This is a genomic window from Pseudoalteromonas sp. Z9A4, assembly GCF_011378845.1.
Classification (GTDB): domain Bacteria; phylum Pseudomonadota; class Gammaproteobacteria; order Enterobacterales; family Alteromonadaceae; genus Pseudoalteromonas; species Pseudoalteromonas arctica.
In genome coordinates this window covers 148,964-169,382 of sequence record NZ_WTLA01000007.1, presented here as the reverse complement: position 1 = coordinate 169,382, position 20,419 = coordinate 148,964, and the positions used below count along the sequence as shown (strand labels likewise).

Sequence of the window (20,419 nt, the reverse complement as noted above, 5' to 3'; positions counted from 1 at the left end):
AAAGAAAACGGCCCAAAAGTAGGACCGTTCGAATTTCAAAAACTCGGTACACCATTAAGTCAAAGCATGCTTAACTGAATGGTGTTAGCCTACGGGGGGGGATATTTGTAGAGCTGCGCGAGGTAAACTCCCGCCTACGGGGTGGGTTTTATATCTTAGTTCTAAAATACAGACAAAAAAATACCCCGATGGTACATGGTATCATCGGGGCTTTTAATCGTTTAAGGGAGTTAAACTTTAAAAGCGTCTACCGATAAACGAAGTTCTTCAGCTAGTTTTGCGACTTCTGAACTTGAGATATTAGTCTGGTTTGCACCTTCGGCGGTTTGTTCGGCTATTGCAACAATTGACTCAAGGCGTTCGCTAATTTCTTGTGCTACTTGTTGTTGCTCCAGTGCAGCGTTCGAAATCTCTTCACTTACATCGTGAGCTTGCGAAACGGCAAATGTAATTGAATCAAGAGCGCTACTTGCTAAGTCAGTTTGCTCAACACACGATACCGCACGCTGTTTACCTTTACTCATTGCTGTTACAGCAGCCTCAGCGCCTGTTTGAAGAGATTCAATCATTGAACGAATCTCTTGCGTAGACTCTTGAGTTTTACTCGCTAGAGAGCGTACTTCATCGGCTACAACCGCAAAGCCTCGGCCATATTCACCTGCACGCGCAGCTTCAATCGCCGCATTTAGTGCAAGTAAGTTAGTTTGGTCTGCAATGCCGCGTATTACATCTAAAATACTACCAATTGATGCACTATCTTGGTGTAGCTTATTAATCACCTGTGATGCATCGTCTACTTCACGCGCTAGCTGTTCAATAGTTGCTTTGTTGTTATTCGAAATACCTTTAACACGTTCAGCTTCTTTATCGGCATTTTTGATTTCGCTAAGCGCTTGTTGCGCACTGTTGCTAACCGTTTGCGATGTACTGCTCATTTCGGTAGTAGCCGTAGCTGCTTGTTCAACTTGTGCTTGCTGATTACGAATTGCTTGGCTAGATTCTGCTGTAATTGCCGATGTTTGCTCCGACGCTGCTGCAAGCTGAGTAGAACGTGAAATAATGCCCTTAATTAAGCTGCGTAGGCTATCAATTAACGTATTACAACTTTTAGATAGTTCACCAAATTCGTCTTTAGCGCTGTCATCTAAACGCTGAGTCATGTCGCCGCTGGCAACAATATCTAGTATGCGGTTAACTTCAGCAAGTGGTTTTGTTATACGGCTAACTGTAATAATAGCAATCGCTATAGCTAAAAGAGTGGCTATGATCATACCAACCCAAGTCCATAAATTAGCTGAATCTACATCGCTGCGCACGCCTTGTTGTAATTTGAATGCAACGTTACTTGCTTGAGTAACTAACTCATCAATTTGATTAAGTGCCATTTTGGTGGCTTGCTCTGACTGTGCAAGCTCAGATTGTGTGAGCGTGATTGAATCTATCAGTTGTTTTTTGTTTGCAGCTAAGCTGTTATTACCTTTTATATTGCTTTCTAAAGTATCAACGTATTCTTTTAGATTTGAGAACAAAGTGCTATGTGTTTTCTCTATAGCGGGTTTAATAAGTGCAACCGTACGTACCACTTGTTCTAAATAATACGTTTGCTCGTTTTTAATAATGTCGAGTGTATTATATGTTTTAACAGTTAACATGTCGGTACTGTTACTTACAACCGACATAAAGTTATTTTCTAGGTTATTTGCTGCTTGATAGGCTTCTGGATGATTTTCCTCAAACCCAGCAATGTCGATAATATCTAGTACGATTGAGTTAGCATCTTCTGCAGTTAGTTCTATATTTTCTAATTGTGCAGTTAATGTTTTATTTAGTGCAAGTTGTTTACTTTTATCGTCTAACAAACTTTCTACGGTACTTAAGAAGCTTAAATAGGTTTTTTCTACATCTTTGCTACTTTGATTAAGTGTAGTATCGTTTTTTACTACGTCTTGAAGTTCACGATGAAGAGTGTTAAATAATTGTTTTTGTTCGATAACTTGTTTTTTAATTGGTGCTAGTTCACTTGCTGATGAAGTGTAAAAACTAGCTTGAGCCGCTTTACTCATTAAAATAAATTCGGCTTGTAATTCAGAGCTTTTATTTAATGCAGGAAGTGATAGTTGGTTCACTTTTTGAGTTGAGCGATCAATGTTTGCTATTTTTATTAAGGAATTACTACCAATTATTAGTAATAATAACGTAATAAATATAAAACCACCCCAAATACGTTGGCTTACTGTCAGGTTCATAAAATTTCCACTCAAAGATACTTCAGTTAAAACTTATCGGCGCTTTCACTAATAAGTTAAGTAATTAAAATCAATTACTTTAATTAATTTTAACTATTAATTTATAAATCTAACAGAAGTATTAGCTTTTTTCAGTTTATTTAGACGAAAGGTAGGATTTTTCTGTAATTATTTTTTTACTGCGAAGTTCCATTAACGTCATGCTATTACCCCACACGCAACCGGTATCTAGGGCGTGAACTTGTGGCTGGCCTGTTTTCCCTTCAAGAGCAGCCCAGTGGCCAAAAATAATATCGTGTTTAGTTTTAGCTATATTAGGGTGGTTAAACCATGGTGTTAATGTTTGGTTATCCTTTATTGCACCCTTTGCATTAAGTTCAAGTTTATTATTAGTTGTTAAAAAACGCATACGGGTAAAGTAGTTAACTATATATCTAAACTTTGCAAAATCATCAAGAGTGCTTGACCATGTTGCTGGGTGAGGCTGATACATGTGTTCAAAAAACGCTTTAGCATTGTGTGACTGATAACAGCTTTGTGCAAATTGTGCTTGTTTTAGCGCATATTCAATTAACCAATCGGGATTTAATCCTGCATGAGATATAAAACAGTTATGTTTTATAAGCTCTAAAGCCAATGGTTGGTTTTGTAAAAAAGCGATGTAGTGCGCTAATTTGGGGCTTTCAAATATTGGGTTTAGTTTATCTTTTGGGTTTGTGGGTTTGTTAAGGAAGTAGCAGGCAACCATGTGAAGGTCGTGATTGCCTAAAGTGATGGTCATGCTATTTTGATGTTGGTAAATATAGTCTAAGCAGGCTAGGGAGTCTGGCCCGCGGGCAACTATGTCGCCAACTAAATAAAGGTGATCTTTGCTTGGATTAAAATCAACTCGTTGCAAAAGGGTGTTAAATTCACTAAAACACCCTTGTAAATCACCTATCGCATAATCTGCCATTTAAGTGCTTAATGCAAAATGTTAGGGCAAGCCAAACGAAACACATTAATAGGCGCCTGAAACTCAGAGCCAAATTCGTTGCGTAACGTGTAGTGGCCTTGCATTGTGCCTACAGGTGTATCTAAAATTGCACCGCTGGTGTATTTATAGCTTTCGCCTGGGCCAATGTCAGGCATTTCGCCAACAACGCCTTCACCTTCTACTACTACTTCTTTCCCATTTGCATCGGTAATTAACCAGTAGCGGCTCAGTAATTTTGCACTACATAAACTATGGTTTTTAATCGTTACTGAGTAAGCAAATACGTATTTTTCAAGCTCAGGTTGAGATTGACCTTCTACGTAAAATGTTTCTACAGACACCTTTACAGGCGATCCAATATTACTGCTTGTTGTCATAAATCCAGTTAGCTATATCAATAAATTGTTGTAAAGATAAGCGCTCAGCACGCAGCGTTATATCAATGCCAATGCTAGTAAGCTCTTCTGCAGTTAGTAAATTACCTAAACTGTTACGCAGTGTTTTACGGCGTTGATTAAAGGCTTCTAAACACACAGTGTTTAATATTTTAACGCTTTTTGCTGTACGTTGCTCTGGCTTCTTAGGTATTAAACGTATAACCGCAGAGTCAACTTTTGGCGCTGGTTTAAAGCACTCAGGTGGTACTTCAACAACCGGCATTGCATTACAGTAGTATTGAGTCATTACGCTTAATCGGCCAAATGTTTTACTACCTGGGACTGCGACCATGCGTTTTACTACTTCTTTTTGAAGCATAAAGTGCATGTGCTCAATATGATCTGAAAATTCAAAAAGATGAAACAATAACGGTGTCGAAATGTTGTAAGGTAAGTTACCAAACACTTTTAATTTTTTGTCATCGCGAACCAAGCTTGCAAAGTCAAACGTCATTGCATCGCCTTGGTTAACGGTTAATTTAGGACCCAAAAATGGGTGTTCGATTAATCGCTGGGCTAAATCTTTATCTAATTCAACAACCGTTAAGTGGCCGCTTAATTCGGCTACTGGCTCAGTGATTGCGCCAAGGCCGGGGCCAATTTCTACTAAGTTGTCTTCTGGTTTAGGATCGATCGCAGAGACTATCTTATCGATGATAGATTCATCAAATAAAAAGTTTTGCCCAAAACGCTTACGAGCGCGGTGTCCTAAATGTACTTTATCGGTCATTGATTTTGTGCTTTTTCTTGGGCGAGCTTAATTGCTTCGCGGATCGCTAATTCAAAACTGCCAACCTCAGCTGTACCAGTCCCTGCTAAATCGAGTGCAGTACCATGGTCAACTGAGGTGCGGATAAATGGTAAACCAAGGGTAATATTTACCGATTTACCAAATCCTTTGTATTTTAGCACAGGTAATCCCTGATCGTGATACATAGCAAGTACTGCATCTGCCTCAGATAGGTATTTATCTTGAAATAAGGTATCGGCCGGTAGTGGGCCAATTAAATTCATACCTTCGCTTCTGAGTATTTCAAGCGTTGGTGTGATTGTTTCAATTTCTTCACGGCCTAAATGGCCATCTTCACCGGCATGTGGATTTAAGCCACACACTAAAATACGTGGCTTTTCTATACCAAACTTAGTTTGTAAGTCGTGATTTAAAATACCAGCTACTTTAGTTAAACGCTCAGGAGTAATAGCACGCGATACATACGCAAGTGGAATATGAGTGGTTACAAGTGCAACTCGTAAGCCCTCTGTTGCAAGCAGCATAACTACATCAGCAGTATTTGATTGCTGCGCAAAATACTCAGTGTGCCCACTAAATGAAATGCCTGCTTTGTTAATTATGCCTTTGTGAACAGGGCCCGTAACAATCGCATCGAACGTACCGTTCATGTTTTTTTCACTTGCTATACGCAAGGTATCTAACACATATTGTCCGTTACCGTCGTTTAGTACGCCAAGTTCTACATCAACCGCTAAATCAACCTGATGAATGTACAAGCTGCCAGCAGGTGCTGCGACAGCTGGGGCATTATCATCAAATTCAATTAAGTTTATTGTTAAGCCTAAATGTTTTGCGCGCTCTTTTAATAGTTTGCCATCGGCAATTGCTACAAGTTGAGCATCCCACGCTTGCTGGGCAAGCGTGAGTAGCAAATCTGGGCCAATACCGGCAGGTTCACCCGGTGTAATAGCAATTCTTAGGATCATATTTATTGGTCTGTAGGGAAAATTTCAACGTGAGCTTGCTCGCGCATTTCTTGCTGCCAGTTAAAACTTTCTTCCTTAAATTTACGGTTAAACAACATACCGTGAGCACGGTTACGCTTAGCTAACTCAGTTTTGTCAGCTACACGTTTACCAAGTAGCTGAACAATATGCCAACCAAACTGTGTTCTAAACGGCTCGCTTATTTCATCTTGCTTAAGAGAAAGCAATGTATCTTTAAACGCAGGTACGTACGTTGTAGGGTCTGTCCAATCGTACTCACCACCTTTGAGTGCAGAGCCTGGATCTTCTGAGTATTCTTTTGCTAGTTTCCCAAAGTCAGCTGTTCCTGCGCGTAAGTCTTTAGCAAAGCCAGCAAGCATAGAGCGTGCTTTTTCTTCACTTAAAATAATTGAAGGTTTAATAAGTATATGGCGTGAACGCACTTCAGTCGTTTCTACAATTTGCAGACCACGAACATCTTGTACTTTAATGATATGAAAACCAGCACCAGAGCGAAGAGGGCCTACTATTGCGCCTTTCTTTTTACTTTTAACAGCCTCGGCAAAAAGCGATGGCATTTCGTTAATACCCATCCAACCAAGTTGACCGCCTTCAAGTGCTTTAGAGCCACTTGATGAAGAAATAGCAATACGCTTAAATTCTTGGCCATCGTTTAATAGCTCAATTACTTTGTCTGCACGTGTTTTTGCACTTGCTATTTCTTCGGCCGTTGCATCATTAGGAATGTCTATTAAAACGTGGCCAATATCATACTCTTCAGCACTTTGACCTTGAGTTTCCATAATTTTTAAAAGGTTATCAACTTCTTGCTCGCTAATATAAATACGACGATCAACATTGGCACGTGTTACTTGCTGCGTAGTAATTTCTTTACGAATTTCTTCACGGTAGGCTTGAAAGTTTTCACCTGAGCCTTCAATAGTACGGCGTAAATCGGCAATTGTTCCGCCTTGATCTTTTGCCATGCTTGCAAGAGTTTGATCTAGTTGGCTGTCTGAGATTTGCAATCCCATACGCTCAGCCATTTGCATCATAAGCGTTTGACTTACTAAACGCTCTATAGCTTGCACACGAAGTGTTTCATCTTTTGGTAGCTCTTGGCTTTGTTCTTGCGCTTGCTTTTTAACACGATTAATAATGGTGTCTACTTCGCTTTTTAAAATTACGCCTTCATTTACAATACCAATCACTTTATCTATTTCTACTGGGGCAGCTATTGCACTTTGACAAAGGCTGACACTTAAAACTGCTGATGTTAATAATTTTTTTAAATTCATATTCTTTTTACTACTCTTGCTGATAGTACTCTAGTTACTAAGAAAATACGGTCTACGATAGCCAAAAATACCTTGTTGTAATAATTTTTGTGCATCATAACGGCTTTTACTGCCAAGTCCTTTTAATACAAAATTCAAACTAATACCTGAATCAAAAGTTGCTTGTTCTTGGCCTATTGACTGATTTAAATCAGTCTCAATTTGGCGGTGGCCAGTAATTTGGATAGCCCAACAGCATGATTCATACTGTAATCCGCTCAATATTTCGGTACTTCTGTTATTTTCAAGATCTCGATGATAGCTCGCAATAAATTGCCATTCGTCGCTAATAGGAATACTTGTAAATACACCTACTTGCTCGATTGTATTTCCTGAGACATCATCTGCATAGCGATGGTTCAATTGTACTAGCTGATTATTATCACCTTTATAATCTAGCGTTACATTTGACTGTACCATTTGCTTGCCATCTGTATCGTATTGAATACCTCCAGCGAGGTACCAACGGCGATGCCAATGTAACATGGTTTGAGCTGCAAATAGTGCATTATAATTAGTGTCTGAGTCTAAGCCTTGCTCTGTTGGCTTTGCATCATCACTTAAATAAAAGATTTGTCCCGCGCTAAAGTTAAATACTTCTTCTTGCTTTTTATCAAATAAGCGCGTTGTAGCACCTATAGTAAACTGATTCGCGGCTGCTATTCGGTCAACACCCGAAAAGCGCACGTCTCTAAATAAACCATAATAATCGTCTTGTAGCTTAGTTGTATCAAACAAGCCAATGTCTGACTGGTCTTTATTAGGTGTATATAAATATTGAATTTGCGGCTCTAAAGTTTGTATACCATCTTCAATAAAATAAGACGTGTCACGCTCAAAATTAAGCTGAGAGTACAAGCGTACTTTAGGAATAGTACGCGATACGGTATCGCTGTATTGCGTGCCGGTTAAGTTTCCGCTTTGTTTATAATTAGTTTGCAATAAGCTCACTTCAGATAAAAAAGACCATGCATGAGTGGCATAGTTATATCGTGCTTTTGGCTCTACGTGTACACGAGTTGCGCTATCTATGGCTACTTCTGATGAGTCATTAGTAAAATGACTCATCTCGCCAGACACACTAAAGTCAAAATTATCAAAACGCCACGGTGCGGTTTGCGTAAAATTAACTTGTGGTATTGCAGTATATGACTCTAAGTGATCGCCCAGTACTTCAAAATTTTGCACTTTAATATCGGTGCGCCATGTTTCACCCAAATGAGTCAGTGAACCAGTTCGATACAGCTGAGTATCTGTTTTACTCGCGTAGTTTGAAGTTAAGTCAGTGATATAGTTATCATCGCTCACATTCGTTACATCAACGTTTGCACGCCAATTTTCACCCAGGTAGCTCTGCTGTTGCCAATGAAACATGTAGCGTTCATTTAAATCTGGCTCAGAATCATCACTATCTAAATATTCAATCCCCACTAAGCCTTCGTGTTGCTCTGTTAGGTATCTAAATTCTGTTTGTAACTGCAGTCCTTTGTTAGACATATAACGAGGAGTAATCGTGGCATCAAAATTAGGTGCAATATTTAAATAGTACGGCGTAATCGTTTCAAGGCCGTACTTGTCAGAGCTTGAAATAGTCGGAGTTAGTAATCCCGATTTACGGCGTTCATCCAGCGGAAATGTAAAATAAGGTAAATATAAAACAGGTGTATCGAGAATACGTAATACCGCGTTGTATGTTTCGCCCCAGCCTTCTTCGCGTGAAAGGTTTATTTTGTCGGCTTCAATTTCCCATACTGGGGTGTCACTTGGGCAAGTAGTAAAGCTTGCATTCATGAGTAATAGGCCAGACTGATTAATAGTGAGTTTTTCAGCGCCGCCTTTGCCTTGTTGCTCGGTTAGGCTGTAGTCGGCGCCTAACAAACTAACTTCTGAATTATTTAAATCGGCATTTAGTCCGGTGCTATTTACTTTACTCACGTAATCTTGATAAGTAATTGGCCCTGTTGCATTTAATAAACCACGCTGTTTGTCTATCAACGCAGTTTGTGCGGACAAACTCATCTTAAGGGTGTTAATATCAACATTGCCGGTAAATTCAGCGCTTTGAGTGCCAAGCAGCTCAACATCATCAGCTCGGATATCAACTTCACCAAGGTTAAGGCCTTCAAGTGGTTGCCAAGCTCTGGTTTGCATTGAAATGCCACAAAGGTTGTGTGCCAGTTCAGTTTCGGCAAGCGATGGTGCGCTAACTACGCTTAGCATCAATATGCCCCAGGTTTTGCTCATTTATCGACCTTAATACTGTGTGTTTAATATAATATACACATAATAAAGGAAAATAATGGCAATTACAGTAATTGACCTATAAAAATAGATATCATTATAAAATGACACGCTTTGATAATTTACAACAATTTATAAACACACACCTTAATGCCAAGTTGCATACTTTAAATGCGATCACGGGTGATGCTAGCTTTCGCCGTTATTACCGTTTAAGTCACGATAATAAGCATTTAATAGTGATGGACTCAGATCCAAAAAAAGTGAATAACGAGCCTTATATTTCGCTAAACCAGGTGTTTGTTGAGCAAGGCTTTTTACTTCCTACTATTATTGCAAGTGATGAGAAACAAGGCTTTTTTGTTCTTAGTGATTTAGGCAGTACGCACTTAGCTGACATGCTTGATGATGCAAACCGCACCGAGCACTATCAAGCATTAATTAGTTTAAGTGCTCAGTGGGCTAAAACGCCGGCAGCTTCTGCTATGCAAGCGTATAATGAAGATTTTATAAAAGTTGAACTTGATATATTTAGCCAGTGGTTAGTAAGCGATTTTATTAATGAGCCACTAAGCGCAGAACAAAAAATAATGTGGCAAACAAGTTCAGAGCTATTAATACAGGCCATGCTTGAGCAACCAACCGTTACCGTTCATCGCGATTACCATAGCCGTAACATTATGAATAGTAACGGCCAGTGGGCAATTATAGATTATCAAGATGCGGTACGTGGGCCGCTTTGTTACGATTTAGTATCGCTACTACGCGATTGCTATTTTAAATTGCCTCAAGAAGAGTTAACAAGCTTGCTTTATTTTGCTTATCAAGAATTTACAGATCAAAATTTACTAGTAAATACTTCGTTTGATGAGTTTAAATATTGGTTTGATTTAACAGGATTACAGCGCCACTTGAAGGCTGCAGGTATATTTTGTCGATTATATTTACGCGATGGTAAAACAGGTTATTTAGATAATATTTTACCGACTCTTGATTACATTGCTGAAGTAGCAGCAAATTATTCAGAGCTTAAAGCATTGAGTGAGTGGACAAAAAATACCATAGTGCCAAAAGTGACTGAAAAGTTAGCAAAGGAGCGCTCATGAAAGCGATGATTTTAGCTGCAGGGCGCGGACAGAGGATGATGCCGCTCACGCAGAATACGCCAAAGCCTATGTTAAAAGTGGCAGAAAAACCACTTATTGAGCATCATATAAATAGCCTTAAAGCTGCCGGGATTACCGATATTGTAATAAACCTTGCGTGGCAAGGTGATAAAATAAAAGACTACTTTAACGATGGCAGCCAATTTGGTGTCAATATACTTTATAGCCAAGAAGTTGAAGGTGGCCTTGAAACGGCCGGCGGTATTATTCAAGCGTTACCCCTGTTGGGTGACACGTTTATTGTAGTTAATGGCGATGTATACACCGACTATGATGTAAGTGCGCTTATGCAGTTACACTTACAACCTGGTGAGGCGCACATAGTGCTTATAGAAAACCCGCCACATAATCCGAACGGCGACTTTGCATTGAGCCACTTATCGCCTGATAGTCAAAAATACACATTTTCGGGGATTAGCCGGTATCAGGCTGATTTTTTTAAAGGATTAACGCAAGGTATTCGCCCTCTTGGGCCTATTTTACGTGAAAAGCTAAGTGAACATTTAGTCTCTACTGAGCTCTACATTGGTCAGTGGGATGACATTGGTACACCAGAGCGTTTAAATCAATTAAACAAGCGTCTTGAGGCGTAATAACTAAATTTTTAAGAAGGCAGTATTATAAATGTGGGGAAAAATTCTCGGTTTTTGTTTTGGCTTTATGTTTGGCAGATTTTTTGGTGCTATTTTAGGTTTATACCTAGGTCATTTGTTTGATAAAAGCTTAAAAAATAACTTTGATAAAGCGGGCGGCTTTTCTAGCTTATTTAGTGGTGACGATGTGAATGAGCGCCAAGCTTTGTTCTTTTCAAGTTGCTTTGCTGTAATGGGGCATATTGCTAAATCGAACGGTCGAATTAGCGAAATACATATAAAAGCAGCTAATTTGTTTATGGACGAAATGGGTTTAAAAGGTGAAGAACGCCGAGAAGCTCAGCATGCATTTCAGTCGGGGAAAGAGAGCGATTTTTCACTTAAAGAAACCGTACATGACTTTAAAGAGCGCTTTGCAAAACGAAATGACTTAATGCAGTTGTTTTTAGAAATACAAATCCAAATGGCATTTTCTGACGGAGTGCTAGCCGAGCAAGAAAAGCAATTATTAGCAGAAGTAAGTAAACAACTAGGTATTTCTAAAGCACACTTTGCATTTGTATTAAAACGTTACCAGGCAGAGTTTAACTTTAGAAAACAACAACAGCGTTTTAATCAGCAGCAAAGCCAAGGCCAAAGTAGCAGTTACCGTGAGGGCTCAGGCCATCATGTGCCGCCAAATAACAATATGGATAGGGCGCAAGCATTGGCATTATTAGGTTTAAATAGCGATGCGTCGCAGCGTGATATAAAAGTAGCGTACCGTAAACTTATGTCGCAACACCACCCAGATAAATTAGTGTCGCAAGGTTTACCAAAGCACATGATGGAATTGGCTGTTAAAAAGAGCCAAGATATTCAAGCTGCTTATGAGTACTTAAAAAAGTCGGCGTAAAAAGCCGTCTATTTCTTTTGTTAGGCGTGCGTGTTGATCTGGTTGATTGCGCAGGCCAAACAATTGGCGTTGACGGTAATCAAACTTTGCATTTCGGTTAACCCAGCGCTGACGGTTTTTAAGGTTCATTAAAATGTCTGTGCTGTCATTAGCATAGTAAATATCAAGCAGGGCAGGTGCAACAAGTGACGTTGTTTGGTTTAACCCCTTGTTACGCTTGGTGTTAGGTAAGTAACTACTTAAACTGATAAACGCATTTACTCTCTGAACAGGAAAATCTGCATAGTGCTCTAACAACACTCCAGCGCTAGTTCCTTGTGCAATAACAACTATATTACTAGAGTCTTTGATTGCGATTTGATACAGCGCATTAAAGCGAGAGGTTAGGTTTATTTTGTAGTTATCAAGTACGTCATCAGACACTTTTTCTATTGCATTAACGTAATGAGGCTCATCTTTTATTTTTTCAGGCTGCGGTTGCGCGTCTGTTGTGGTGTCGGGTGATGCTGGTTTTTCAGTGCTACTAGGAGTTACTTCACTTTCGCTAGGGATTACTTCGTTTATTTTACTTGCTTGCCAATCAATGTCGGGTACCGTCATCGCGTAAGTTGTATAACCTAAGTTATTAAGCTCTTTACGCAGAAAGCTCATACCAGAGTTGTTAGTAGGTTTAGAATTCCAGTCCGGTATAAGTAAAACGATCCCTCTGAAGTCGCTACTCATATATTCACTATAAAGGCTTACAAACTCTGTTTCGCCAGCGAGTATTGTTTTTATTTCGTCGCTTGGGAGTAGGTGCTCAATGTCGCTATTTTCAATACTTGATAAAGTAGGTGGAGCAATATGTTCAGCTGCACTGACAGAGTTAGCTAAAATTAACAGGCTACAAAGTTGTATGTAAAAAAAAGCGCCTTTTAAAAACCGTGTAAACACCATAATAAACCTAACTAATGACTATTAATTAGGTATCGGCAACGTTAGCTAAAAGTTTAGGACGAATTAATTAGAGCTGATTAAAACTCCAATTCAGCTTCAAAAGTAAGTACTTGCTCAGTTACGGGGTGCTTTAATTGAAGCATTTGAGCATGTAATTGTAAGCGAGGAGCAGCAGCAAGTGCCTCTTTATGGGCGTAAAGTCTATCACCTAAAATAGGATGACCAAGGCTTAACATATGCACACGTAGTTGATGTGAGCGACCAGTGATGGGGGTTAGCTCTACACGGGTTGCATTTTCTTCACGCTCAAGTATTTTGAAATGCGTAAGCGAAGGTTTACCTCTGTCGTGATCAACCATTTGTTTAGGGCGATTAGGCCAATCACAAATAAGGGGTAAATCTACTGATCCTGTTTCAGCTTCAAGCTGTCCGTATATACGTGCTATGTAACGTTTGGCTGTTTCGCGCTCTTGAAACTGCATACTTAAATGTCTGTGCGCTGCTTTATTCATGGCAAGGCACAGTATGCCAGAAGTCGCCATATCTAAGCGGTGCACTATTCTTGCTGTTGGAAAAACACGATTAACGCGATTAATTAAGCTGTCGGCATGTTTAGGATCTTTACCTGGGACAGTTAATAACTCACTTGGCTTATTAACTATAAGTAAGTCGTCATCCTGAAAAAGTATTGTTAAATACGGACTCATAGGGGGATTGTAGTTAACTAACACGGCCGACCTTAGTAATTTTGAAGGTCGCTATTTTAGTAGAGCAAGCCAACAGGCTCAAGTAAAAGTTTGGCTATATTGTTTTAACTAATAATCCAAGCCTTAGGCTCCTTTGAAGCGCTTTTATAGCTTAATTTCTTGCGCTGTTAATAGTCGATATTCACCACTAGCCAAGTTTTCATCTAGGGTAATTTCCGCAATTTGCTCACGATGCAGCTCAACTACTTTGTTATCTACCGCGTAAAGCATACGCTTAACTTGATGATACTTACCTTCACTTATTGATAAACGCAGGCCGTAATTAGCAAGTCGTTCGGCAATAGCTGGGCGGGTTAAATCTTTTTCGTTATGCAGCATGACACCTGTTCGTAATTGCTCAAGGGCTTCATCGGTAATAGGCTCTTGGGTTTCGACGAGGTAGGTTTTAAATTTATTGCTTTTAGGTGCCGTAATTTTATGTGACCAATCGCCATCATTAGTAATAATAACTAACCCGGTGGTATCTATATCAAGGCGACCTGCCACATGAAAGTCGCTCATATTTGGCTCATCAAGTAAGTCAAAAACAGTTTTATGTAGCTCGTCACTGTTAGCACATACATAGCCAACAGGTTTATTTAGCATGTAATAGCGCTTACCTAAAAATACCAAAGGTGTACCTTGGTACAGTACTTCATCTTGCTGAGCTAGCTGAAAATTATGTGATGTGATTACTTCGCCATTAACGCTTACTTCTTTTCGCTTAATACTCGCGCGAGCTTGGGTACGCGGTATTTCAGCTAAGTGGCTAATAAATTTATCTAAGCGGCAAGGGAATTTCATTTTGGTTCACATTTTTAGTCGGCTACAATGGGCGCGATTATAGCCGATAGTGAAATACCATGACAGTGCACAGCACACAAATTTTAAGCCTTTACCAAGCAAAAATAGACACAGGTGAACTGTGTTTTGATGCTGCGCAGCAAAATGCAGTGGAAGCTTTAAATACGCTAAGCGAGCAACTTCAAGCTCACACATCGTGGTGGCAAAAAGCGACTTTAATAAAAGGTGTTTATTTATACGGACCCGTAGGGCGTGGTAAATCCATGTTAATGGATTTATTTTATAAAAACCTACCTATTGAGCAAAAGCAGCGGCTGCATTTTCATCATTTTATAGCACAAGTGCATGCCCAGCTTTCGCAGCTACAAGGTCAAAAAAATCCACTAATCCTAATTGCAAAACAGTGGGCTAAAAATATTCGTGTATTGTGTTTTGACGAGTTTTTTGTGAGCGACATTGGCGATGCCATGATTATGGCCAGATTGTTCAATGCGTTGTTTGAACAAGGTGTTGTGCTGGTGGCCACATCGAACGCAAAGCCAGAGCAGCTTTATTACAACGGCCTGCAACGGGCGCGATTTTTACCTACTATTGATTTAATTAATAACCATTGCCATATAATTAACGTGGCAGGGGAGGACGATCACCGCTTTAGATATGGTAAAAACAGTCGTCACTATTTTATTAATTTATCAAATCACGATTTTAAAAATAAGTTTTTAGCTTCGTATCCGGCTGTAACATGCAGTAATACAATTAGCGTGCATGGCCGCGATTTACCTTATTTATTAAAAGCAGATAACGCCTTGATGATTGATTTTATGGCGCTATGCTCAGGCCCTCGCAGTGCTAACGATTATATGTTTTTGGCAACGCAATTTGATGTGTTATATGTATCGAACGTACCGCAAATGGGTGTTAAAGCAACGGGTAAAGTTATTGTTCACGGTATAGAAGATAGCTACCAACGCGAAAAACAAACGCTTGATGAGCATACCTTTGACGACGAAGCACGTCGCTTTATTGCTTTAGTAGACGAGTTTTACGATTGCCATAAATTGCTGGTAATAAATGCAGAGACCGACATTGAGCATTTGTATAAAGGTAAAAAGTTGAGCTTTGAATACGCACGAACGCAATCACGCATAGTCGAAATGCAAAATTGGTAACGCTTTGGTTGATATATATTGTAGACGAGCTTGCTCATGTGAGAAGCGCAGCTTCTAATTATCAAGCCATTTTAAAAACTGCGTTTCTACACGCCAGCAAGCTGCGGGGCTACAAGTGAGTTTTACCACGGCGTTAAACTTACCCTTCTTGGCGCACTATATTCTCAAGAGCGCGAATATTAGTAATTAAATCCTGGCGTTGTGGGTTAGCTTGTAATGCCTTTCTAAGATGCTTTAGCGCACTCGGGTAGTCTTTAGAATCAATCGCTATTTGCGATAATCCAAGCCATGCAGATAGTTGGTAATTAGGAAGGGCTTGTGCACGAACGTACATAAGTTTTGCTTGGGTAATTTGGCTTTTACTGCGATATATACTTGCCAAACTAAGTAGGGCATCACCTAAATTCGGGTTTATTTTAAGTGCGTTATTTAAGCTTTTAAGAGCACGTTTAGTATTACCTTGCTGCATAGCAATTTGTGCGCTGTATACAGAAAACTGGGCTTGTTCATCACGGGGTAGTTGCTTAGTTAATTTTTTTGCGCTGCCTATTAGATCTTTAGCTGAATCCCATTTTTGTTGAGATACAAGCCAGCCTAAAGTTTGCATCGTGGTATTAATAACCTCAACTTGCTGCTGTTTAGTGGCGTGTTTTAAACCTTGCTTTAATAAACTAACAGCGCGTTCACTGCTACCTTCACTTAAGTGCAACTGAGCGGCTAAAAGCTGGTTGCTGGTATCTTTAGGGTTGAGTTTTAAGGCCACTTCAATAGCAGCAAGCGCTTGCTTTTTTTGATCAAGTTGTAACGCTATTTGTGCACGTTGCAGCCAAAGTTCAGCTTTATTAGGGGTTTTATTGAGTAACTCTTTTAATAATGCATTTGCCTGGCTTAAATCACCCGATTCAATTAACGCAAACAATAGCCCTTGTTGATATTGGCTTGTTTCTGGCGCTAGCATGAGCGCCTGGCGGTACGCCGCTACTGCGCTCCAAGGCTGGCTGTGCTGCACGTGTATATAAGCAAGTTGCGCATAACTTTGTGCGTCAGCTTGGCCAAGCTCAATACTATGAACTAAGTGTGTTTGCGCTTTATCATACTTTGCTTGTTGCATGTATAAAAGGCTCAAACCTTGGTGTGCTTTTACTAAATCAGGTGAGGTTTTTAAACACGCTAAGTAAGCTAGTTCAGCGTTATTAAAGTCTTTTGTTGAAAGCAGTACTTGTGCACGTAATAAGTTTAAAGCAGTGCTATCTTCGCTTATATCACGGCCTTTAAATAGCGCAGCGACTTCACTGTAATTACCAGCTTGCAATAGTGGTTGTGCTTGGCGAGCAAAACCGCGCTCGGTCGGTTCAATAAGAACTTCTGTAGGACCCAGTAATTTATTATTTATAGCTAATTGCCATGTTGGATCGCTAGGCGATAACGTTACTTTTAGTGGCGTACTTATGGCGCTAGCATGCACGCTAGTTACACCTAATAAAGGGAATGAGCACATTAAAGTAGTGATAACTGCGCGAGTTAATGGTTTTAGCGTTTTAAATATATTCATATTTTTCATTTTAATAGGCTTAAGGTTTAAATTCGATTGGCCAAATAAAGCGAGCGCGTACGGTTTCACCTTCTTTTTTAGGTGCACTAAAGCGGCTTTGTTTAATAATTTTGTCGATAGCTGGTTTAAGTTCAGGGTATGGATTTTGTACTACCTCAATTAAACTTACCTTGCCACTTTCATCAATAAATACATCGAGTTTTACAGTAAATACGTCAACACCTCGGCGGGTTAAGCTTTTTGGTAAAACGGCCTTGACGGGAGTAAGCAAAGTTGGGAGACCATCGAGTTGATTTAAGCTAAATGCATCCCAATTTACACTCATTGATTGCCATTGTGGCGCGCTTACTTTTACGCTAGGTGTATCGGGTTTTACAATACTTAAATTGCTGTTGATCTTAATTTTTACTGCTTGAATTGACGCGCCTGCACCTTCTACCGCTAAGCTTTGCATTGGCTCAATTGTTTGCTGTTGCGATATTGATGGCGGAGGAGGAGGTGGCAGTGCCACCATGGCAATCTCACGTACAACCACTTTGTCTTGTATATGGTGTTCGGCAAGTTGCCCAAGCCATAAAAGCAGTAATGCAGCACTAAGCACAATGAGGCTAAGGCCAAATGCAAAAAGTGGATGGCGATTGTTTTTTGTTTTTTGAGACGACTCAATCGTGTGCATATTATTGCTTCGTAGCTAAGTTAACTTGCGCCGCGCCTGCCAGCTTTGCTTCGTCAATTACTTGAACAAGTAACTCAGTAGGTACTGTTTTATCAGCTTGAATAACCACAGGGCGTTGTTGCTGTTTTAACATTTGCTCGACACTACTACGCACGCCAGCAACACCAATTTGGCTGCCATCAAAAAATACTTGTTGAGAGTCGGTTATTGCTAAAAATATAACTTGCTGCTCAAGGCGGCTGGCCGATACGGCTTGTGGTTTATCAACCTCAACTCCGCTTTCGCGTACAAATACGGTTGTAACAATAAAAAATATTAGCAATATAAATACTACATCAAGTAGCGGCGACATATCGATATGTTGCCCCGCTTCTTGCTCTAGCTTGTGCTTTAAACGTGATTGCATAGTGTTACCCTAACTGCTTACTTAACGTATGTAATTTAGGATTACGTTGTGAATACGCTAAATACGCTTGCATTAACCACGCGGGAATAGCGCACACAAGGCCCAATTGAGTTGTTAGTAATGCATCACCAATGGCGTCACTCATTAACTCGTTATGGCCCAGCGCCATTACTTTAAATGTATCAAGCAAACCAACAATGGTGCCTAATAAACCAAGTAGCGGAAGAGCGGCAGTTAAAATAGAGCTAACCTCTTGCCAGTAACCTTTGCGCTGCGCTTGGTATTGTTTAAGGTGCAGTAAGTCATGAAAAATCAGCTGGTATACAAATAAAGCGAGTAAAAGAATACACCAGCAAATAGGGTTACTAACGATTTTCTCAAACATTGGTTTCTCCTTTTTCTAGTTGACTTAGCTGTAATGCAAAGCCTTCTAGTTGGCTGTAGTACGCTTTTGCTTTACGCGATAACAGTGCATTTAATACCAATGCAGGTATGGCCACGACTAAACCCAGTTCGGTGGTTATAAGTGCTTGTGCAATACCGCCCGATACAACTTCTGGGTCGCCTGAGCCAAACAAGGTCATCATTTTAAATGTTTCGATCATGCCGCTAACAGTACCTAACAAGCCAAGTAGTGGAGCTACTGCAGCTGTAACGGCAATAGCACCAATAAAGTTGTCGAGTTTATGCTTATCGTGAATTAACTGATTAAATAATTGATCGTCTCGTACTTGGCCTTTTTCGCTTTGCAGCGTTAAGTTAAATAACTGCTGCTGCATACCTGCAAATTCACTGCTATTTTCAGCTTTAAAAAATTGCTGTAATTGCATTTGAGAGTGCATTTTAATTTTACTTAAACGCAGTAGTTGCGAGGCTTTTAATAGCGCAATGGTTAGTGCAAAGCAGGCAAATAAAATAATAGGGATAGCCCATAAACCGCCTTTTTCTAGGTGTTCAAGCGGACTTTCTTGTTGGGCTTGGCTAGTTACTAAGTGCGTTAAACTAGGATCGAAAGTAAGTAATGTTGAGCCTACACCGCTTTGCTTTAAAGTATTATCGAGTGGGTTATCGTCACTTGCTGATTGTACTAACGCTACTTTTAATGCATTAGATTCATCATCCAAATTTAATAAACCCATAAGTTTAGGTGTTTGCGTACTAAACCATCCAACAGGCCCTACTTGTAGGGTATTAGCTTGGCTTAATTCGCCATTACTTAGCACAACCGATTGTTTTTTAAACTGTGGATAAAGTGCCTGTTCTTGATTATTAATTTGCGATATAACGCGGCTTAATAACTCGTTTTGGTTATTAGTCGACTCGTTACTGCTAGCACTATTGCTGGTATTTTGGCGCACAAAACGGCTAAGTAAGTTTAATTGATATTGCTGTTGTTGTTGCCAAGTGTCTAATCGGGTTTGTAACTGATCAAGGCTTAATGTGTTTTCGTCAGCTAGGCGGCGATTAACGGCTGCTTGTTCGCGCAATTTACTGAGCGATTGCTGCTTGGTAAAAATTTGCTTTGCAAGAGTAGCTTGCTCTTTTGAAATACTATTTTGAGTTTTATTTAGAGTGCGTTGCGCTGTTTTAATATCACTTAAAATACTTTGTTTAGCATCATCACTGCTGGCTGCAAAAGAAATGTTTGCGCTAAAAAGTAACACTGTGGCGCTAAATACTGCAATTATGCTGTTAGTAGCCATTATTTAGCCCCTTGCTGGTTTTTATTTACATAACTTAATATTGGGAGTGTTACCCAATCAGCAGCGCGCTTTTTTTGCTGTACAGTAATACCCAGTGCAACTTGTTCTGCATTAATGCTAGGGTCAAATTCCCACTGCCAACCTAAGTCACTTGGAAAACCAATACCTACATAACTTAAATCTTCGCTTACAAACCATGCTTGAGTTGCACCTAAGTAAAGCTGCTTTACCCACACTTCTTGCCCGTCAGGGTGTTTAATAGCCATTTCGTGAATAGAAATACGCTGTTGAAAATCATTAAGTAGAGTCAGCATTTTGAGCGCTGTTTGTAATCTGTCAGTTGTACTGAGTTTTGAATCGCTTAAATCACCTGCATTTTTCCAACTGTTTAATAGTGGCGGAGGTAATTGCACTTGTAATGAAAGTAATTGCTGAGAAATACGTGCTAGTTGATCATTTAATTGCTGTTGATCATTTTCAAGTTCTGATTGCTGAGTTACAAGCTGTTCGCGTTTTTGGGCAAGCTCACTGGTGCTTTTTTTTCTACGCTGATTAAGCTCGCTAAGTTGCTGCTGCTCGGCATTAAGAAGCGTTAAGGTTTGCTCCATACTGCTTTTTTGTTCAAGCCAATGAGTATTTAATTCTGTGTTTTGATTTTCTATTTGTAGCCATTTATTAACGAGTTGTTCTAGCTCACTAACAGTGTCGGCTTTTACTGCCATGGTGCTACAAAGCGCGATAACTACGCTAATTGGTTTAATTAAGCTTCGCATTACTTAACAACAATCCTGAAAGTTACGACAAGCAATTACAGGGA

20 protein-coding genes are annotated in these 20,419 nt (G+C 39.8%); 4 read left to right on the top strand and 16 right to left on the bottom strand.

The features are described from left to right. Window positions 1-230 precede the first annotated feature (230 nt). The 7 genes from GQR54_RS08055 to lptD all read right to left on the bottom strand — a co-directional run bounded on the left by GQR54_RS08055 (window position 231) and on the right by lptD (window position 8,959). A complete protein-coding gene (locus tag GQR54_RS08055) occupies window positions 231-2,246 on the bottom strand; it encodes a methyl-accepting chemotaxis protein (RefSeq protein WP_166377091.1) in 2,016 nt (671 codons plus the stop codon). A gap of 136 nt (window positions 2,247-2,382) precedes the next feature. Then, complete coding sequence (locus tag GQR54_RS08050; RefSeq protein WP_166377090.1) at window positions 2,383-3,201, bottom strand: symmetrical bis(5'-nucleosyl)-tetraphosphatase; 819 nt, start codon at window positions 3,199-3,201, stop codon at window positions 2,383-2,385. Between the two features lie 8 nt (window positions 3,202-3,209). Next, the gene (gene apaG, locus GQR54_RS08045; RefSeq protein WP_007585091.1) at window positions 3,210-3,599 is read right to left on the bottom strand and encodes a Co2+/Mg2+ efflux protein ApaG; all 390 of its coding nucleotides are present in this window, start codon (window positions 3,597-3,599) and stop codon (window positions 3,210-3,212) included. After that, complete coding sequence (gene rsmA, locus GQR54_RS08040) at window positions 3,583-4,389, bottom strand: 16S rRNA (adenine(1518)-N(6)/adenine(1519)-N(6))-dimethyltransferase RsmA (RefSeq protein ID WP_166377089.1); 807 nt, start codon at window positions 4,387-4,389, stop codon at window positions 3,583-3,585. Before rsmA ends, apaG begins: the two co-directional genes overlap by 17 nt. Further along, on the bottom strand, window positions 4,386-5,378 hold the full coding sequence (gene pdxA / locus GQR54_RS08035) for a 4-hydroxythreonine-4-phosphate dehydrogenase PdxA (protein WP_166377088.1): 993 nt from the start codon (window positions 5,376-5,378) through the stop codon (window positions 4,386-4,388). The genes rsmA and pdxA overlap by 4 nt, the downstream gene beginning before the upstream one ends. Window positions 5,379-5,380: 2 nt before the next feature. After that, window positions 5,381-6,676 (bottom strand): peptidylprolyl isomerase SurA, encoded by a 1,296-nt coding sequence (surA, locus tag GQR54_RS08030; protein ID WP_166377087.1) that lies wholly within the window; start codon window positions 6,674-6,676, stop codon window positions 5,381-5,383. Between the two features lie 30 nt (window positions 6,677-6,706). Next, window positions 6,707-8,959 carry an LPS assembly protein LptD gene (gene lptD, locus GQR54_RS08025; protein ID WP_166377086.1) on the bottom strand — a complete coding sequence of 751 codons (2,253 nt, stop codon included), beginning with the start codon at window positions 8,957-8,959 and terminating at the stop codon, window positions 6,707-6,709. 101 nt (window positions 8,960-9,060) lie between these two features. Here lptD and GQR54_RS08020 point away from each other — a divergent pair, with 101 nt between their 5' ends. Genes GQR54_RS08020 through djlA form a run of 3 tightly spaced genes read left to right on the top strand, consistent with a single transcriptional unit; the run spans window position 9,061 to window position 11,610 of the window. Next, window positions 9,061-10,062 carry a phosphotransferase gene (locus GQR54_RS08020; protein ID WP_166377085.1) on the top strand — a complete coding sequence of 334 codons (1,002 nt, stop codon included), beginning with the start codon at window positions 9,061-9,063 and terminating at the stop codon, window positions 10,060-10,062. After that, window positions 10,059-10,715: an N-acetylmuramate alpha-1-phosphate uridylyltransferase MurU gene (gene murU / locus GQR54_RS08015; RefSeq protein WP_166377084.1), complete on the top strand. Its 657-nt coding sequence runs from the start codon at window positions 10,059-10,061 to the stop codon at window positions 10,713-10,715. Before GQR54_RS08020 ends, murU begins: the two co-directional genes overlap by 4 nt. A gap of 31 nt (window positions 10,716-10,746) precedes the next feature. Beyond that, window positions 10,747-11,610: a co-chaperone DjlA gene (djlA, locus tag GQR54_RS08010; protein WP_166377083.1), complete on the top strand. Its 864-nt coding sequence runs from the start codon at window positions 10,747-10,749 to the stop codon at window positions 11,608-11,610. Here the strand turns inward: djlA and GQR54_RS08005 are convergent. The 3 genes from GQR54_RS08005 to rsuA form a co-directional block, all read right to left on the bottom strand. Further along, complete coding sequence (locus GQR54_RS08005; RefSeq protein ID WP_166377082.1) at window positions 11,593-12,546, bottom strand: DUF3530 family protein; 954 nt, start codon at window positions 12,544-12,546, stop codon at window positions 11,593-11,595. The genes djlA and GQR54_RS08005 overlap by 18 nt on opposite strands. A 77-nt stretch (window positions 12,547-12,623) precedes the next feature. Beyond that, window positions 12,624-13,277 (bottom strand): bifunctional tRNA pseudouridine(32) synthase/23S rRNA pseudouridine(746) synthase RluA, encoded by a 654-nt coding sequence (gene rluA, locus GQR54_RS08000; RefSeq protein ID WP_166377081.1) that lies wholly within the window; start codon window positions 13,275-13,277, stop codon window positions 12,624-12,626. Between the two features lie 120 nt (window positions 13,278-13,397). Next, a complete protein-coding gene (gene rsuA, locus GQR54_RS07995; RefSeq protein WP_166377080.1) occupies window positions 13,398-14,096 on the bottom strand; it encodes a 16S rRNA pseudouridine(516) synthase RsuA in 699 nt (232 codons plus the stop codon). 59 nt (window positions 14,097-14,155) lie between these two features. Here rsuA and zapE point away from each other — a divergent pair, with 59 nt between their 5' ends. Further along, the gene (zapE, locus tag GQR54_RS07990) at window positions 14,156-15,265 is read left to right on the top strand and encodes a cell division protein ZapE (RefSeq protein WP_166377079.1); all 1,110 of its coding nucleotides are present in this window, start codon (window positions 14,156-14,158) and stop codon (window positions 15,263-15,265) included. A 139-nt stretch (window positions 15,266-15,404) separates the two neighbouring features. Here zapE and GQR54_RS07985 read toward each other — a convergent pair whose 3' ends face one another. From GQR54_RS07985 to GQR54_RS07960, 6 genes are read right to left on the bottom strand one after another with little or no spacing between them, the layout of a single operon-like run. Further along, the gene (locus GQR54_RS07985) at window positions 15,405-16,817 is read right to left on the bottom strand and encodes a tetratricopeptide repeat protein (protein ID WP_166377078.1); all 1,413 of its coding nucleotides are present in this window, start codon (window positions 16,815-16,817) and stop codon (window positions 15,405-15,407) included. 19 nt (window positions 16,818-16,836) lie between these two features. Next, window positions 16,837-17,493 (bottom strand): energy transducer TonB, encoded by a 657-nt coding sequence (locus GQR54_RS07980; RefSeq protein WP_166377077.1) that lies wholly within the window; start codon window positions 17,491-17,493, stop codon window positions 16,837-16,839. Between the two features lies 1 nt (window position 17,494). Further along, window positions 17,495-17,899: a biopolymer transporter ExbD gene (locus tag GQR54_RS07975; RefSeq protein ID WP_010555259.1), complete on the bottom strand. Its 405-nt coding sequence runs from the start codon at window positions 17,897-17,899 to the stop codon at window positions 17,495-17,497. A gap of 4 nt (window positions 17,900-17,903) precedes the next feature. After that, window positions 17,904-18,284 carry a MotA/TolQ/ExbB proton channel family protein gene (locus GQR54_RS07970; protein ID WP_002960812.1) on the bottom strand — a complete coding sequence of 127 codons (381 nt, stop codon included), beginning with the start codon at window positions 18,282-18,284 and terminating at the stop codon, window positions 17,904-17,906. Then, on the bottom strand, window positions 18,277-19,602 hold the full coding sequence (locus GQR54_RS07965; protein ID WP_166377076.1) for a MotA/TolQ/ExbB proton channel family protein: 1,326 nt from the start codon (window positions 19,600-19,602) through the stop codon (window positions 18,277-18,279). The genes GQR54_RS07970 and GQR54_RS07965 overlap by 8 nt, the downstream gene beginning before the upstream one ends. After that, complete coding sequence (locus tag GQR54_RS07960; RefSeq protein WP_166377075.1) at window positions 19,602-20,375, bottom strand: DUF3450 family protein; 774 nt, start codon at window positions 20,373-20,375, stop codon at window positions 19,602-19,604. The genes GQR54_RS07965 and GQR54_RS07960 overlap by 1 nt, the downstream gene beginning before the upstream one ends. Window positions 20,376-20,419: the final 44 nt, after the last annotated feature.

Coding starts and splice junctions, on each gene's coding strand:
- rsuA (WP_166377080.1), bottom strand. CDS start 14,096: ATGAAATTCCCTTGCCGCTTAGATAAATTTATTAGCCACTTAGCTGAA.
- GQR54_RS07980 (WP_166377077.1), bottom strand. CDS start 17,493: ATGCACACGATTGAGTCGTCTCAAAAAACAAAAAACAATCGCCATCCA.
- GQR54_RS07965 (WP_166377076.1), bottom strand. CDS start 19,602: ATGGCTACTAACAGCATAATTGCAGTATTTAGCGCCACAGTGTTACTT.
- GQR54_RS08020 (WP_166377085.1), top strand. CDS start 9,061: ATGACACGCTTTGATAATTTACAACAATTTATAAACACACACCTTAAT.
- zapE (WP_166377079.1), top strand. CDS start 14,156: ATGACAGTGCACAGCACACAAATTTTAAGCCTTTACCAAGCAAAAATA.
- GQR54_RS07985 (WP_166377078.1), bottom strand. CDS start 16,817: ATGAATATATTTAAAACGCTAAAACCATTAACTCGCGCAGTTATCACT.
- surA (WP_166377087.1), bottom strand. CDS start 6,676: ATGAATTTAAAAAAATTATTAACATCAGCAGTTTTAAGTGTCAGCCTT.
- GQR54_RS08005 (WP_166377082.1), bottom strand. CDS start 12,546: ATGGTGTTTACACGGTTTTTAAAAGGCGCTTTTTTTTACATACAACTT.
- lptD (WP_166377086.1), bottom strand. CDS start 8,959: ATGAGCAAAACCTGGGGCATATTGATGCTAAGCGTAGTTAGCGCACCA.
- djlA (WP_166377083.1), top strand. CDS start 10,747: ATGTGGGGAAAAATTCTCGGTTTTTGTTTTGGCTTTATGTTTGGCAGA.
- murU (WP_166377084.1), top strand. CDS start 10,059: ATGAAAGCGATGATTTTAGCTGCAGGGCGCGGACAGAGGATGATGCCG.
- GQR54_RS07970 (WP_002960812.1), bottom strand. CDS start 18,284: ATGTTTGAGAAAATCGTTAGTAACCCTATTTGCTGGTGTATTCTTTTA.
- GQR54_RS07975 (WP_010555259.1), bottom strand. CDS start 17,899: ATGCAATCACGTTTAAAGCACAAGCTAGAGCAAGAAGCGGGGCAACAT.
- apaG (WP_007585091.1), bottom strand. CDS start 3,599: ATGACAACAAGCAGTAATATTGGATCGCCTGTAAAGGTGTCTGTAGAA.
- rsmA (WP_166377089.1), bottom strand. CDS start 4,389: ATGACCGATAAAGTACATTTAGGACACCGCGCTCGTAAGCGTTTTGGG.
- GQR54_RS08050 (WP_166377090.1), bottom strand. CDS start 3,201: ATGGCAGATTATGCGATAGGTGATTTACAAGGGTGTTTTAGTGAATTT.
- pdxA (WP_166377088.1), bottom strand. CDS start 5,378: ATGATCCTAAGAATTGCTATTACACCGGGTGAACCTGCCGGTATTGGC.
- GQR54_RS08055 (WP_166377091.1), bottom strand. CDS start 2,246: ATGAACCTGACAGTAAGCCAACGTATTTGGGGTGGTTTTATATTTATT.
- GQR54_RS07960 (WP_166377075.1), bottom strand. CDS start 20,375: ATGCGAAGCTTAATTAAACCAATTAGCGTAGTTATCGCGCTTTGTAGC.